This window comes from Ruegeria sp. CJ6 (assembly GCF_056536665.1).
This window is the reverse complement of the sequence record NZ_JBQFQB010000002.1, coordinates 165,448-180,200: the sequence shown is the minus strand read 5'-3', so window position 1 is coordinate 180,200 and position 14,753 is coordinate 165,448. Positions and strand designations below refer to the sequence as shown.

Annotated in this window: 11 protein-coding genes and 1 pseudogene; 5 read left to right on the top strand and 7 right to left on the bottom strand. The window is 58.2% G+C overall.

Going from position 1 to position 14,753, the window contains the following annotated elements; all coding sequences use genetic code 11:
* Positions 1 to 238: 238 nt before the first annotated feature.
* Together ACR0BT_RS06585 and ACR0BT_RS06580 are read left to right on the top strand one after the other, a co-directional pair.
* A pseudogene (locus tag ACR0BT_RS06585) lies at positions 239 to 352 on the top strand (IS5/IS1182 family transposase); the annotation flags it as partial.
* A gap of 244 nt (positions 353 to 596) precedes the next feature.
* Positions 597 to 2,576 carry a bifunctional 2',3'-cyclic-nucleotide 2'-phosphodiesterase/3'-nucleotidase gene (locus tag ACR0BT_RS06580; RefSeq protein ID WP_170394564.1) on the top strand — a complete coding sequence of 660 codons (1,980 nt, stop codon included), beginning with the start codon at positions 597 to 599 and terminating at the stop codon, positions 2,574 to 2,576.
* An 89-nt stretch (positions 2,577 to 2,665) separates the two neighbouring features.
* Here the strand turns inward: ACR0BT_RS06580 and ACR0BT_RS06575 are convergent, their stop codons facing one another.
* The 7 genes from ACR0BT_RS06575 to ACR0BT_RS06545 form a co-directional block, all read right to left on the bottom strand.
* The gene (locus tag ACR0BT_RS06575; protein WP_480762756.1) at positions 2,666 to 3,814 is read right to left on the bottom strand and encodes an amidohydrolase; all 1,149 of its coding nucleotides are present in this window, start codon (positions 3,812 to 3,814) and stop codon (positions 2,666 to 2,668) included.
* A gap of 108 nt (positions 3,815 to 3,922) precedes the next feature.
* The gene (locus ACR0BT_RS06570; RefSeq protein WP_480762755.1) at positions 3,923 to 4,939 is read right to left on the bottom strand and encodes a GlxA family transcriptional regulator; all 1,017 of its coding nucleotides are present in this window, start codon (positions 4,937 to 4,939) and stop codon (positions 3,923 to 3,925) included.
* A gap of 317 nt (positions 4,940 to 5,256) precedes the next feature.
* A complete protein-coding gene (locus ACR0BT_RS06565) occupies positions 5,257 to 6,252 on the bottom strand; it encodes a helix-turn-helix domain-containing protein (protein ID WP_480762754.1) in 996 nt (331 codons plus the stop codon).
* Positions 6,253 to 6,348: 96 nt separating this feature from the next.
* Entirely contained in the window at positions 6,349 to 9,204 is a 2,856-nt protein-coding gene (gene gcvP, locus ACR0BT_RS06560; RefSeq protein WP_170393730.1) for an aminomethyl-transferring glycine dehydrogenase, read from the bottom strand.
* A gap of 111 nt (positions 9,205 to 9,315) precedes the next feature.
* A complete protein-coding gene (gene gcvH / locus ACR0BT_RS06555; RefSeq protein WP_170393732.1) occupies positions 9,316 to 9,681 on the bottom strand; it encodes a glycine cleavage system protein GcvH in 366 nt (121 codons plus the stop codon).
* Positions 9,682 to 9,698: 17 nt separating this feature from the next.
* Entirely contained in the window at positions 9,699 to 10,796 is a 1,098-nt protein-coding gene (gcvT, locus tag ACR0BT_RS06550) for a glycine cleavage system aminomethyltransferase GcvT (RefSeq protein WP_480762753.1), read from the bottom strand.
* A 291-nt stretch (positions 10,797 to 11,087) separates the two neighbouring features.
* Positions 11,088 to 12,275 (bottom strand): Zn-dependent hydrolase, encoded by a 1,188-nt coding sequence (locus ACR0BT_RS06545; protein WP_480762752.1) that lies wholly within the window; start codon positions 12,273 to 12,275, stop codon positions 11,088 to 11,090.
* Between the two features lie 129 nt (positions 12,276 to 12,404).
* Between ACR0BT_RS06545 and ACR0BT_RS06540 the strand changes: the two genes are divergently transcribed.
* The 3 genes from ACR0BT_RS06540 to ACR0BT_RS06530 are packed head-to-tail and all read left to right on the top strand — an operon-like array spanning position 12,405 to position 14,750.
* Entirely contained in the window at positions 12,405 to 13,055 is a 651-nt protein-coding gene (locus ACR0BT_RS06540; RefSeq protein WP_170626797.1) for a histidine phosphatase family protein, read from the top strand.
* 10 nt (positions 13,056 to 13,065) lie between these two features.
* Positions 13,066 to 13,680, top strand: a complete 615-nt coding sequence (locus ACR0BT_RS06535; RefSeq protein ID WP_480762751.1) for a glutathione S-transferase family protein — start codon at positions 13,066 to 13,068, stop codon at positions 13,678 to 13,680.
* Between the two features lie 14 nt (positions 13,681 to 13,694).
* Entirely contained in the window at positions 13,695 to 14,750 is a 1,056-nt protein-coding gene (locus ACR0BT_RS06530; RefSeq protein ID WP_170613289.1) for a saccharopine dehydrogenase, read from the top strand.
* The last annotated feature ends 3 nt before the right edge of the window (positions 14,751 to 14,753 follow it).

Below are 14,753 nucleotides of genomic sequence, written 5' to 3'. Positions count from 1 at the left end.
ACTTCGTCAAGTTCGGAAGCCATTCACTTGCAGCTTTCACTTTTTTCCCGATTGGAAAATTGAACTGAAATCATGATTGAGTTCATCGGCTGGCTGACGCGCAGATAGCACGCCTAGACCCTTCATCCCGAAGTCGCCTAGAAAGCCCCGGTTCGACGATAGGTGTGTACTGAGAGAAATAGTCTTTTTCATTCACAATGATATGCGCTGACGTGCCGCTCCTGCCGATTATGGTCCGCGCAAGACCCCGGTCAAATATGACAAGCGTCGGTACAGACGGCAAAACCGCGTCGAGATCATGTCCGGCAGGCTCAAGGGTCTAATGCGCGTTGCGACGCGCTTTGACCGCTGTCTGTCTCTCAGCCATCGCTCTCGCGGAAACCGCCATCCATCGGTTGGAAGGCCTGACGATGCGGGCAGTTCACTGCAATCGCCTTTGGTGCGTAAAGTGGCTTGGACTGTGCAATTCAATACAATAGGCTTTTAGGATCCTACCCCCAAGTTCGGCATGTTTGATGCAAAGATCTTCACTGTCATACCCTTGTTGTGAAAAGCATCCAGAACACGCGTCGAATAACAAACCTGAGAGGTGCCTTATGTCCTATTCCAATCGTAGTTTGATTTCGCGCCGTCAGTTTCTTGCCACTACGACCGCCAGCGCTGCTGCCATCACCTTGCATCCCTTTTCGGCGGCGGCGGCCAACAATCAGGCGCATCTGAGGATCATGGAAACTACTGACATCCATGTTCACGTGTTCCCATACGATTACTATGCGGACAAACCGCGCGATACTGTCGGGCTGTCGCGGACCGCTTCGATCATCAATGAGATTCGTTCCGAGGCGACAAATTCGCTGCTCGTCGATAATGGAGATTTTCTGCAAGGCAATCCGATGGGCGACTATATCGCCTATGAACGTGGCATGAAAGAAGGCGACAGCCATCCGATCATCACTGCCTTCAATACTGTTGGTTATGACGCTGCCACTTTGGGCAATCACGAGTTCAACTATGGCCTAGATTTCCTTGAAAAAGCGCTTGCTGGTGCAGAATTCCCTGTTGTTCTGGCCAATGTTGCAAAAGAGACTGGGGCGTCCCCCCGCGATGATACGACTCTGGTGAAGCCCTATGCCATCCTTGAGCGTGAGATTGAAATGGGGGATGGCAGCAAGCATCCGATCAAGGTTGGTGTCATCGGATTTACTCCGCCTCAGATCATGAACTGGGATCGCAAGCATCTGGAAGGCAACGTGCAGGCGCGTGACATAGTCGAAACGGCGCAGGCTTACGTACCCGAGATGCAAGAACAAGGGTGTGATCTGATCATTGCCCTGTCGCATTCCGGCATTGGGGATGCGGATCACGCTGATGGAATGGAAAATGCGTCGGTCGTTTTGGCAGGGGTCGATGGCATCGACGCGCTGGCGACCGGGCACAATCACCTCGTATTCCCGTCCGCTACCTTTGCTGATCGTCCCGGCATTGATGTCGACAAGGGGACCTTGATGGGCAAACCGGCGGTGATGGGCGGATTTTGGGGGTCACATCTTGGCCTGCTGGACATGCTGCTTGAGCGCGACGGAAACGAATGGCGGGTTGTGACGACAACGTCCGAGGCGCGCCCGATTTCAAAGCGAAACGAAGACCGTTCGATCACAGCACTTGTTGGCGACGATCAGAAGGTGCTGGACTCGGTCGCGAAAGATCACGACGAAACACTGGCTTATGTACGCAGGGCGGTCGGCAAGACATCGGCCCCGCTGCACAGCTACTTTGCGCTGGTCGCAGATGACCCATCGGTACAAATCGTCTCGATCGCGCAGAAATGGTACGTCGAAGAGATGATGAAGGGCACCGAACATGAAGGTCTGCCCATTCTATCGGCTGCAGCGCCGTTCAAGGCCGGGGGTCGCGGTGGCCCGGACTATTACACAGATGTTCCGGTGGGCGATGTTGCGATCAAAAACGTGGCTGATCTTTACCTGTATCCCAATACCGTGCGCGCGGTACGCGTGAACGGTGCTCAGGTTCGGGGTTGGTTGGAACGCTCGGCGGGTATGTTCAACCAGATCGAGGCGGGATCCGAGGATGCGATTTTGCTAAACCCGGACTTCCCTTCCTACAATTTCGACGTGATGGACGGTGTGACCTACCAGATCGACCTATCGCAACCGTCGCGCTTTGGACCCAAGGGGGAAGAGATCAACCCGGATGCAGCCCGTATCGTAGATTTGGCCTTCAACGGTGAGGCGGTCACGGATGACATGGAGTTCATCATTGCCACCAACAACTATCGTGCTTCGGGCGGCGGTTCTTTCCCGGGCGCAATGGGTGATACCGTCGTGTTCGAAGCCCCTGACACCAACCGCGACGTGATCGTGCGGTATATCGTCGAGCAAGGAACAATCGATCCCAAGGCCGATGCAAACTGGTCGTTTGCGCCGCTTTCTGACACCACCGTGTTGTTTGAAACTGGTCCAAAGGCGCGCGACTACATGGGCGAAGTCAAAGGCGTCACCATCGAGGATGCCGGTGAAGGCGCTGATGGGTTTGCGGCATTCCGCATCAGGCTCTAGCAAGGGTAAGGTCCAAATTACAGTGTGAGCGGCCGTCTTAGATCATTCATCTGACGGCCGTTCGAAGGTGCTATGTTGCTGGGCCCCGTTCAGTCTTCGTCTTGAAGCGGAAGCCTATCGCGCACGAGATTTGCCCAGAATTCCGCGCCGATCGGCAGTAACGCATCGTTGAAGTCGTAGTCATTCGAATGCAGCGGTTGCCCATTCGGGCCAGTTTCACCGTTGCCCAGTAGAATAAAGCAGCCGGGTACGGCTTCGCAGAAATGCGCGAAATCCTCTGAAAAGCTCATCGGTTGACGATTGGGAAGTGTGTCCAGCCCGGATTGCTGCGCGACGCGGATGGCAGCTTCGGTCGGGATCGGTGCGTTGATCGTTTCGATGAACTCAGTTTTGAAATCCACTTGGACCTCAACGCCATGGGCGGATGCGATGCCATGCGCAATCCTGCGCATGTGTACTTCGATCTTGTTTCGATCTTCGGGGCTGCGTGCCCGCGCATCACCCTTTAGCGTCGCGGTTCCTGGCAGGACGTTGCGCTGCCCATCGGTCAGAAATTCGGTCACCGACACAACCGCCCCGGCGCCCGGGGCCAGCTTGCGCGCAACAATTGTCTGAAGCGCCAGAACGATCTCGGACCCGATCGTCAGCGCGTCACGCCCCGCCTGCGGCATGGACGCATGACCCCCTTGCCCCTTGATCGTAATTTCGAACAGGCTTTCCGAGGAACAGATCTGCCCAGTTCGGGTCGACATCTGCCCGACGGGTGCCCTAGGCAAGTTATGTATGGCGTAGACTTCTTCGATTGGAAATCGCGTCAAGACATTCTCGTCCAGCATCGCTTTGGCCCCCAGTCCAAGCTCTTCATTCGGCTGAAACAGGAACACCACCGTGCCGCTGAAACCGGGATTCGAGGACAAAGTCTTTGCTGCGCCCAACAGCATCGTCATGTGACCATCATGGCCACAGGCGTGCATAATGCCGGGATTTTGTGACACGTAATCATGATCGCTGGCTTCCTGAATGGGTAGCGCGTCCATATCTGCGCGTAATCCGATCGCGCGGTTGCCTTGACCGGCCCTGAGGATACCCACCACGCCCACGCCTTCATGAACTTCAAGCCCGTATTGACGCAGCAGCGCCGCAACTTTGGCTTTGGTTTTCGTTTCATTGAAGCCCAATTCGGGGTGTCTGTGGAATGACCGCCTAAGTTGGCGCAGTTCGGGTTGGTTCAATTCCATGGCGGTTAATGTTCCCAGATTACAGGTGCTATCCGAGCGGGGCGAACTCAGACTCTAGCCCTGATTGGTAGAGTACGATGGCAGACGGGTCCACCGGCACGGCATCTCTCAATCGTTCTGTCCCGACCAGCCTCGCCTGAATGAAGTCGGCGCTGCGCCGTATCGTTTCTTGAACCGAACTGTCAGTTGGGTCGCGCTGCCAAAACCCGTGGCGGCCGCAATTTCAGCTACGGTCATTTCTGTTTCGCTTAGCAACGCGTAAGCGCGCGCCACACGCAACTCGATGTAGAATTGTACCGGGGAAACCTCGACATATTTTTGAAACAGCCGCTCCAACTGTCGGCGAGAAATCTGAACGATCTTGGCGATCTCAGAGATATCCAGAGGCTCTTCCAGATTCTCATGCATGATCTGGATGGCGTTGATCAGGTATTGGTTCCGACTGCCCAACGCGACAGAAAACGCGGATTTCTGGAGCGTTTTTTGATTGTTGGATCGTGAGTGGATGCACATGTCCGAGACGATGATGGCCAGATCCTTTCCGAAGTCGGTTTCAATCATGTCCAGTACCATATCGGTTGCCGCGTTACCTCCACCGCAGGTCATCAGATCATTGTCAATCTCATACAGGTTAGCCGATGGTGTCAGGTGTTCGAAGTGTTCAATAAAGGCGGGTTGGTTTTCCCAATGCAATGTGAACCTCTTGCCGGTCAGCATACCTGCCTTGGCCAGCGTAAATGCGCCGGTACAAATTCCACCAAGCTTGCAGCCAAACGCTTTCTGGCGGCTGATCCACGAAAGGATCGTTGAATTAATGCTTTCCGACGGTTCGATCCCTGAACACACAAACAATCTGGATGATCGCGGCAAACTATGCAGAGCCAAGTCAGCTGCTATTTCGACTCCATTGGAGCATCGAACAGGGTTCCCATCCTCGGAGATCAGAAACCACTTGTAGAGCTCTTTGTTGGTGACCTGATTGGCGATCCTCAGCGGTTCAACCGCTGCGCTAAAGGCAAGCATGGTGAGTTTCGGCAGCAACAGAAAATAGATCTCGTTGGATGGTCCGTCATAATCGATGTCGAACGTCGCGGCCCCTTTCGGAACGAAATTCCTAGGTTTCATGCTCTCTTTTCCCAGTGCGGACCTGGATGGATAACCGGCCCGTACAATATCGTATCGATCGAAACACCAGCGTATCAACTTCGCAGATCTCAAGCGAGAGGTCCTACGACAACAATTAGCCAGCGCGTAGCTGCGAGCTTGTCTGTAAGACGGCAATTGAGGATGTGGCCGGGTCAATAATTGAGCCGGTGGCAAAGCATTGTTAACTGGACTAACAATCGTATCTGTCGTCGACCTCATGAATGGTGAATGCCAAAAGTTCAGGCCCAGTGTGGTATCAACCGCATTCGACTGCGCTGTCGATTCACACGATCAAGCTAAACAGCCTGAGTTTTGCCTGCAAATCGCCGATTTCGTACACTTTCGGGCGATGCATCATAGTGATCCCGGAACGCACGCACCAATGCACTTGTGGAAGAAAAGCCCGTAGCGGTCGCCACTTCAAGATAGGTCATCTCGGTAAATTGAAGCAGGCCATAGGCCCGTTCTAGGCGAAGTTCCCGATACGTTGTCAGCAGTTTTACACCCGTTCTGTCCAGGAACCGCCGCTGTAACTGGCGCGTTGATGTACCAAGCGCCATCGCAAGTTCCGGTATCCTAAGCGGATCCTCCAGATTGTTCTGCATCTTTTCAACAACCTGTCGCACCATTGGGTCGGCTTTTGAACGTCTGATCAATCGAGCTGCCAGTTGGCTTGCGCATGTAGTTTGCCTGTCGGCCAACCCGATATAGCTGCGTACTGACTCGGCAAGATGCTCGCCGTGATCAAAGGCAACAAAATCGGACAACAAACGCAACGTGCCCAATCTGGTTGATGCGCTATGGGTGCGGCTATCTGAGGACCAGTATGTACCCGAACCGACGTCGATCAGTCCAACCTCTTGCGCTGCGGCAGAAAAGTTGGGGTGAACCGATGCAATCCGCTTGGTTGCGCGACTAGTCTGGGCGAGAAGAAACGCTGCACCGCCAACGAGAATTGATCGGTAGGACAGGTTCAATACTTGGGCGATCCAGGTTTTGTCCGACGGTGTCAGAGGCCAGCTTTTGTAGATATCCCCCCAGAAAATCGCGGTTCGCCCGGCCCAGTGCAAGGGTCCGCCCGCAGCACCGTCGGCAATGGTGCGGATATTTGTAATGTATGTATGGCCTTCGTTCAGTTCATTCAGGGCACGATAGAAATCAACCAGCATATCTGCCGATGCTTCCGCTCCGCCCTCGCAAAGAATGATCTCGATCTGATGGTCTCGTTTGGGTCGTGCCAACGTGGTTTCGGTCAAATGCGCATGGTCATTTGCAGGGACATAATGCTTCATTTCTCCTCCACCTTCTTTAGCGCTTCGGCCGCGAGCAATCGTTCCCGAATTCGGATTGAAACCCCCGCCAGTTGGCGGGGGTTTATTGATTGAGGTTTATTCAGCTGCGTCCATGTATTCGGTCATTGGCGGGCATGTGCAGATTAGGTTTCGGTCTCCGTATGCGTTGTCGACGCGGTTGACGGGGGACCAGTATTTGTCGACGCCCATGGAGCCTGGGGGGAAGCAGGCCTGTTCACGGGTGTAGGGACGGTCCCAGTCGCCGACCAGATCGCGCACCGTGTGGGGAGCGTTTTTCAGCGGGTTGTTTTCCGCGTCGATCTTGCCGTCGATGATGTCCTGTGCCTCGGAGCGGATGGACAGCATGGCGTCGCAGAAGCGGTCCAGCTCGTCCATGGGTTCCGATTCCGTAGGCTCGACCATCAGGGTGCCGGCCACCGGCCAGGACATGGTGGGCGCGTGGAAGCCGCTGTCCACCAGACGTTTGGCGATGTCATCGACGCTGACATGGGCCGCTTCGTCCAGCGGGCGGGTGTCGAGGATGCATTCATGCGCCACGCGACCCGTTTCCGAGGTGTAGAGGATCGGGTAGGCATCCTTGAGCCGCGCCGCGATGTAGTTGGCGTTCAGGATCGCCACTTTCGTGGCCTGCGTCAGACCCGCGCCGCCCATCAGCAGCACATAGGCCCAGCTAACCGGCAAGATCGAGGGCGACCCAAAGGGCGCCGCCGAGACCGGACCCACGGCAGTGCCGTATTCCGGGTGGCCGGGCAGATGCTCGGTCAGATGCGCTTTGACGCCGATCGGACCCATGCCGGGGCCGCCGCCGCCATGGGGGATGCAGAAGGTCTTGTGCAGGTTCAGGTGGCTGACGTCACCGCCGATGTCTCCGGGACGCGACAGACCCACCATGGCGTTCATGTTGGCGCCGTCGATATAAACCTGACCGCCATGATCATGGGTGATCTGGCAGACCTCCTGCACGGTGGTCTCAAACACGCCATGGGTCGAGGGGTAGGTGATCATGCAGGCGGCCAGATGGTCCGAGTGCTTTTCGGCCTTGGCGCGGAAATCATTCAGATCAATGTTGCCCTTCTCATCCGCCTGCACAGGCACAACCTGCCAGCCCACCATCTGGGCCGAGGCCGGGTTGGTCCCATGCGCCGAGGTCGGGATCAGGCAGACATTGCGCTGCCCTTCGCCCCGGGCGAAGTGATAGTTGCGGATGGTCAAGAGGCCTGCGTACTCACCCTGCGCGCCCGAGTTGGGCTGCTGGCTGATCGCGTCATAGCCGGTGATCTGGCACAACTTGTCGTTCAGATCATCGATCATCTCATGATAGCCCTGCGCCTGATCTTCGGGGCAGAACGGGTGCAGGTTGCCGAACTCGGGCCAGGTGACCGGGATCATCTCGATCGTGGCGTTCAGCTTCATGGTGCACGAGCCCAGCGGGATCATCGCCCGGTCCAGCGCCAGGTCGCGGTCGGCCAGACGGCGCATGTAGCGCGTGATCTCGGCCTCGGCCCGGTTCTTGTGGAAGATCGGGTGGGTCAGGTACTCGCTTTCGCGCAGCGCGTAATCCGGCAGGCGATAGGCCACGTTCGAGCTGTCATCCTTGCGGTCGATGCCGAAGGCCCCCCAGACCGCCTCGATGGTCTCGGGCCGGGTCTGTTCGTCCAGGCTGATGCCCACTTTCGTGTCGCCGACCTTACGCAGGTTGACGCCCCGGGCCACAGCGGCCTCCATGACCGTTTTCTGCAGATGGCCAACCTCAACCGTGATCGTGTCGAAGAACACTTCCGGCTCCACAGCAAAGCCTGCCTCTTCCAGACCGGCGGCCAAACGCGAGGTCTTGCGGTGCACCGATTGCGCGATGGCCTTGATGCCGTCGGGGCCGTGATACACGGCATACATCGAGGCAATCACCGCCAGCAGCGCCTGCGCGGTGCAGACATTCGAGTTGGCTTTCTCACGCCGGATGTGCTGTTCGCGGGTCTGCAGCGCCAGGCGGTAAGCCTTGTTGCCCCGGCTGTCGATGCTGACACCGATGATCCGGCCCGGCATCGAGCGCTTCAGCTTGTCGGTGGTCGCCATATACGCGGCGTGCGGGCCACCATAGCCCATCGGCACACCAAAGCGCTGGGTCGAGCCGATGGCGATATCCGCGCCCATCTCACCGGGCGACTTCAGCAGCGCCAGCGACAGGATATCGGCGGCGACGATGGCAATCGCCTTGTGTTCATGCAGGGCCGCAATCTCGGCGGTGAAGTCGCGCACATGGCCATGGGTGCCGGGGTACTGGAAGATGGCGCCAAAGACCGCGCCCGCATCCAGCGTGTCCGGATCAGCCACCTGCACCTCGATGCCCAGAGGCTCGGCGCGCGTTTTAATCACCGCGATGGTCTGCGGGTGGCAGTTCTTGTCGACAAAGAAGGCTGCATTGTTGGCCTTGGACCGGCCGCCGCGCTTGGCCATCGCCATGGCTTCCGCCGCAGCAGTCGCTTCGTCCAGCAAGGACGCGTTGGCCACGTCCAGCCCGGTCAGGTCGCTGACCATGGTCTGGAAGTTCAAGAGCGCCTCAAGTCGGCCCTGGCTGATCTCGGGCTGGTAGGGCGTGTAGGCCGTGTACCAGGCCGGGTTTTCCAGAATGTTGCGCAGGATCGGCGCCGGCGTGGTGGTGCCATAATAGCCCTGACCGATCAGCGAGGTCAGAACCTTGTTCTTGCTCGCCACCTCTTTCATGTGAAAGAGCGCATCGCGCTCGGTCATCGCCGGACCCCAGTCCAGCGGCTCTTTCTGCCGGATCGCGGGCGGGACGGTGGCGTCGATCAGCTCGTCCAGCGTCTTGAAGCCGATCACCTTGAGCATGTCGCGCATCTCGGTCGGGCTGGGCCCGATATGGCGGCGGTTGGCGAAGTCATAGGCTTCGTAATCGGTCAGTTTGAAGGCCATGTGTGCGCTCCTCAAGGATAGGTCAGGCCCGGCGGAGACGGCAGGAGCCTCCGGCGGAAGTATTTGGAAACAGATGAAGGGGCGGGTCCGCGCACGGACCCGCCGCCTGAGTTAACCGATGAAGGCCTTGTAGCCGGCCTCGTCCATCAGGTCTTCGAGCTGCGAGGCGTCCGCGATCTTGATCTTGTAGATCCAGGCCTCGCCTTCGGGGTCTTCGTTCAGCGCGCCGGGATTGTCGGCCAGTGCCTCGTTCACCTCGGTGATCTCGCCGTCGACCGGTGCGTAAAGCTCGGACGCCGCCTTGACGGATTCAATCACGCCGATCTCGCCGCCTTTTTCGAACTCGTCGCCTGCTTCCTGCTGTTCCACGAACACCACGTCACCCAATTGCTCGGCGGCGTGTTTGGTGATGCCCAGCGTGGCGGTGTCGCCGTCAACGCTCAGCCATTCATGCTCTTCGGAATAATAGGTTGCCATGTCTCTCTCTCCTGACTTCAACGCTTGTAATTCTGTTTGACGAAGGGCAGCGCCACGATCTCAGCCGGTTGCGGCTTGCCCCGGATGATCAGGTTCACCTTCTCGCCCGGCTCGCCATGGCCTTTGCTCACATAGCCCATCGCCACCGGTCCACCCACCGTGGGGCCAAACACGCCCGAGGTGATCTGACCGATGCTGTTGCCCTCAAGGCACTGGATCTCAACGCCCTGACGCGCTGGCGCACGGCCTTCGGGCTTGATGCCCACCAGCTTGCGCGCGGGACCTTCGGCCAGTTCCTTCTGCACGCGGTCCGCCCCCGGAAAGCCGCCCTCTTCCTTGCGGCGTTTCTGGATCGCCCAAGCCAGCGAGGCCTCAATCGGTGAGGTGCTCTGGTCGATGTCATTGCCATAAAGGCACAGACCTGCCTCCAGCCGCAGGCTGTCGCGCGCGCCCAGACCGGCCGGCTCGCAATCCTCATGCGCCAGAAACGCCTTGGTGATCTCGATCGCCTTGTCCTCGGGGATCGAGATCTCGTAGCCATCCTCGCCGGTATAGCCCAGCCGCGAGATACGGCACTCAACACCGTTGATATCGGCAACCGTGGTTTCCATGAACTTTAGATCACGCGCGGCGGGGCACAGTTCGCCCACAACGTTTTCCGCCGCAGGGCCCTGAACCGCCACCAGCGCGCGGTCGAAAATCTCGATCACTTCAACGCCTTCAAGGTGCTCACGCATATGCGGAATGTCCTGATGCCGCAGCGCCGCGTTCACCACCACAAAGTAATGATCGCCCGCGTTCGACACGATCAGGTCATCCATGATCCCGCCTTCGGCATTGGTGAAAAACCCGTACCGCGCCTTGCCGTCCTTCAGCGTCGCATAAGCCTGCGGGCACAAAGCTTCCAGCTTCTCGCCCACATTCTCGCCCCGCAAAATCACCTGACCCATATGGCTCACATCAAACACCGCCGCCTTCTCACGGCACTGCTTATGCTCCCCCATAATCCCCAACGGATACTGAACAGGCATCTCCCAACCCGCAAAATCAACCAACTTACCCCCCAACTCAACATGCAAAGCGTAAAGAGGCGTGCGTTTTAAGGATGAAGTCATGGTGGCCACCTGCTCTGTATCAGTTACCAAGAAACGTTCCTGTCAGTCTGACCCAAGCTGCACAGATTGCAACGATTCAGCCCAGGATTTCAGCGGATCGCCTCGATCACGGCAGAACAGTATACGGGTGCATGCATCAATAATGTTCCTATAGGAAACTTTTTTCCGTTAGGCAACACTCCTTGTTCGGAGTCAGTAAAACTGTGCCGAGCACCCGCCCATAGCTGGTGGACATCCCCGATAGTAACTTGGTTTCGCGTGGAAAATCATGAAATGGTCTTCAACTTACCTTCATTCCTCAAGGGAATGAACTGCACGATCAAGCACCCTGAGACCCGCAACCAAATCCTCTTCGGCTGTGTCTTCGGCAAAATCGTGGCTGATTCCGTCAATCGACGGGACAAAGAGCATCGCAACCGGCATCAGGCGCGAGACATTGGTGGCATCGTGGAGCGCTCCGGATGGCATATTGCGCCAACGCCCAGGCGCAATGGCCTGCGCGCCGCTTTCCAGCGCACCGCGCAAAACCGGGTCCATGCTGACGGGCTCTAACCCCAGCATCGGGCCGTAGGTTAGTGTTATGCCCTGCTCTTCGGCAATCTGCTGTGCGGTCGCGCGAATGATGTCTTCCATACGCACCAGACGCTCAGGATCGCCGTCGCGCCATTGCATCGAAAACCGCACCCGTCCCGGCACAATAGAGGACGCATTGGGGTGAACATCAACACGCCCGATGGTCCAGACGGTTTGCGGCGTGACCACATTACGGAACCGGTCATTGAGGCGCGTGTTGAACAGCGACAGGGCCTGAAACGCGTCACGTCGCAAATGCATTGGCGTGGTTCCAGCATGGTTTTGCTGGCCTTGGAAGGTGATGACCATATCGCGGATGCCGACGATATTGGTAACAACGCCGATCTCTTCACCGGCTGCATCCAGTGCCGGGCCCTGTTCGATGTGCATTTCGATGAAACCGCTGAACCGGACAGGATCAACAAAGCCTTGCGACTTCTTTGCCATTTCAGCCCGCGCGCTGCCAAAGGTGACGCCTGAGCCATCAATCAGCACGTCCGCCTGTTCCAAAGATAATCCACCTGACCAGACCGCCGATCCGGTGGTGACGCCGAACCGCCCCTCTTCGTCCTGAAAACTGACGACCGAGATGGGTCGGTCACTGGAGCGCGCGATTTCCAGTGCCGCAATGACGCCCAGGGCTCCGTCCAGCCAACCGCCCTCGGGCTGGCTGTCGGAATGCGAGCCCATCAGCAGCGAGGGTCCATCAGCCAACCCGAACAGGTTTCCAACCGGGTCGACATGCGGAGTCAGGCCAGCCTCGGCCATGCGCGCGGCGAGCCACTGGCGCGCGGCGATATCAGCTTTGGAATAGGCGGGGCGGACGACGCCCTTGCCGACGCCCGAAGCCCCGAATGAACGCAGCGTGTGCAGATCGGTCAGAAATCGTGTGTGATCGACAGCCATGGGTCCTCCTTGTCGGGGTGACCATAGCGGTAAACTGCGCCTGATATAGGAGTTTTTTCGGGCCCGCGTGAAAGCCCTCTGGTCCCGGCCCCGAACCTGCCCTAAGACGTCAACGCAAGAGGGATCATCATGTCACATATCACATTAGTGCGCCACGGGCAGGCCAACACAACCGCACGGGATGAGCTGAGCTATGACCGGCTGAGCGAACTGGGTCACCAACAGGCCCGTTGGCTGGGCGCGCATTTGCGCGATACCCGCCTGCATTACCCTCGGGTTTATTGCGGCACACTCAACCGGCACGTGGAAACTGCGGCCAGCATGGGGCTGCCGCAGCCAACTCGGGATGAGCGGCTGAATGAGATCGAGTATTTCACCCTCGCCCAGTTGTTCCAACAGCAGCACGGGGTTGAAATACCAACCGACCGCGAAGGCTTTGTCGAGCACTTGCCCCGCACCTTTGCCGCCTGGTCCCGGGGCGAGATCGAAGATACGCCGGAAACCTTTGAAGAGTTCGAGACTCGCGTTCGCGACGCTCTGCGTGAGATAGGCACCGAAGGCGGTCCGGCAATTGTCGTGACCTCGGGCGGGCTGATCTCAATGGTGGTGCGGCAGGCGATGGGCTTGGATATCCCATCAATGGCGCGGGTGGCGCTTGCCATCATGAACACGTCGATGCATCGTCTGCACCCGATTGGCGCACAGCTAAGTCCGGTTCTGTTCAACGCAGTGCCCCATCTGGAAGCGCCAGACCGTCAGTTCGCGCAGACCCATCTGTAAGGAGGCTACAATGCAACTTTATTATGCCCCCCGCACAATCTCGGTCGCCGTGGCAATTGCGCTGGAAGAGGCCGGGCTTGAGTATGAGGCCATCCAACTGGACTTTGCCGGAGGTGAGCAAACCAAACCCGCCTATAAGCAGATCAATCCAAAAGGTCGGGTCCCGGCACTGGTTGTGGATGGCGGCATTCTGACCGAAACCGGAGCGTTGCTGGAATACATTGCCGCTAAAGCGCCCGAGGCGGGATTGGTGCCATTAGATCCGGTTATGGCGGCGCGGATGCGAGAGGTGATGTTTTATCTCGCCTCGACCATGCATGTGAACCATGCCCACAAGATGCGTGGGCCCCGTTGGGCAGACAAGAAATCCAGCTGGAAAGACATGAAGGACAAAGTCGCGCAAAACATGACTGAGTCCTGCGCATATATCTCGTCGAACGGGTTGCGTGGGCCGTTTGTTTTGGGCGAGGCGTTCTCGCTGGCCGACGCGTACCTGTACGTGGTTTGCAGCTGGCTGGAGGGCGACGGTGTTGACGTCTCGGCCTTTCCAAAGATCATCGCCTTCCGCGAAGCGATGGAGGCGCGTCCCTCGGTACAGGCGGTACGCGCTGCCGGTATGCTCTGACAAAAGGAATTGGAATGACACATCTCTGGGTCCGGGCAGAACAGCGCCCGAACGAGGAACGGGTCGGGCTGACCCCCGAAGGCACTGCCGCGTTGATCGCGGCAGGCATCCGCGTGACGGTCGAGGAAAGTTCCGTCCGCGCCATCGCAATTGATGGCTACAAGGACGCGGGCTGTGAAATCGCGGCTGAGAATTCCTGGCCCAATGCCCCGCTGGACGCGATCATCTTTGGCCTCAAGGAGCTGCCCGAGGACGGCACGCCCCTGCCCCACCGCCATATCATGTTCGGCCATGCCTATAAGGGGCAACATTCAGGACGCGCGCTTTTGCAGCGGTTCAAGGCTGGCGGCGGCACACTTTATGATCTGGAGTATCTGGTCGAGGAAAACGGCCGCCGGGTTGCCGCTTTCGGCTATTGGGCTGGGTACGCGGGGGCTGCCGTGACGCTCAAGACATGGGCGGCCCAGCAACGAAATGAAGAATGCCCGCCGGTTGGTGTTTATAAGAACAAAGACACGTTGAACGCCGAATTGCTGGCCGAGCTGGACTCCACCGGCGCCGACCGTCCCCGCGCCATCGTCATCGGTGCGTTGGGCCGTGTTGGCACAGGCGCGGCTGATCTCTGCGAGGCAATGGGCGTCAGCGTTACCAAGTGGGACATGGCCGAAACCGCCCGCGGCGGACCATTCCCAGAAATCCTCGACCACGACCTGTTCCTGAACTGTATCTTCGCTCGTCCCGGCACACCGGTCTTTGTCCCAAGGTCAGCGCTGACCACCTCGCGGAACCTTACAGCTATCGGCGATGTGGCCTGCGACCCGGACAGCGATTACAACCCGGTGCCGGTCTATGACCGCGCGACTACATGGGATGCCCCCGCCTTGCGCGTGTCCACCGATCCGGTGATGGATGTTATGGCGATCGACAACCTGCCATCGATGCTGCCTGTCGAAAGCTCCGAGGACTACGCGGCGCAACTACTTCCGTCGTTGTTGACCCTCACCGATCTGGATAGCGGCGTCTGGGGCCGAGCAGAAGCAACTTACAAAACTCATATTGAAGGGATCTGAGCG

What these genes read in the sequence shown, in the direction of transcription:
- ACR0BT_RS06580 (WP_170394564.1), top strand. Translation starts at nt 597, where the DNA reads ATGTCCTATTCCAATCGTAGTTTGATTTCGCGCCGTCAGTTTCTTGCC.
- ACR0BT_RS06575 (WP_480762756.1), bottom strand. Translation starts at nt 3,814, where the DNA reads ATGGAATTGAACCAACCCGAACTGCGCCAACTTAGGCGGTCATTCCAC.
- ACR0BT_RS06570 (WP_480762755.1), bottom strand. Translation starts at nt 4,939, where the DNA reads ATGAAACCTAGGAATTTCGTTCCGAAAGGGGCCGCGACGTTCGACATC.
- ACR0BT_RS06565 (WP_480762754.1), bottom strand. Translation starts at nt 6,252, where the DNA reads ATGAAGCATTATGTCCCTGCAAATGACCATGCGCATTTGACCGAAACC.
- gcvP (WP_170393730.1), bottom strand. Translation starts at nt 9,204, where the DNA reads ATGGCCTTCAAACTGACCGATTACGAAGCCTATGACTTCGCCAACCGC.
- gcvH (WP_170393732.1), bottom strand. Translation starts at nt 9,681, where the DNA reads ATGGCAACCTATTATTCCGAAGAGCATGAATGGCTGAGCGTTGACGGC.
- gcvT (WP_480762753.1), bottom strand. Translation starts at nt 10,796, where the DNA reads ATGACTTCATCCTTAAAACGCACGCCTCTTTACGCTTTGCATGTTGAG.
- ACR0BT_RS06545 (WP_480762752.1), bottom strand. Translation starts at nt 12,275, where the DNA reads ATGGCTGTCGATCACACACGATTTCTGACCGATCTGCACACGCTGCGT.
- ACR0BT_RS06540 (WP_170626797.1), top strand. Translation starts at nt 12,405, where the DNA reads ATGTCACATATCACATTAGTGCGCCACGGGCAGGCCAACACAACCGCA.
- ACR0BT_RS06535 (WP_480762751.1), top strand. Translation starts at nt 13,066, where the DNA reads ATGCAACTTTATTATGCCCCCCGCACAATCTCGGTCGCCGTGGCAATT.
- ACR0BT_RS06530 (WP_170613289.1), top strand. Translation starts at nt 13,695, where the DNA reads ATGACACATCTCTGGGTCCGGGCAGAACAGCGCCCGAACGAGGAACGG.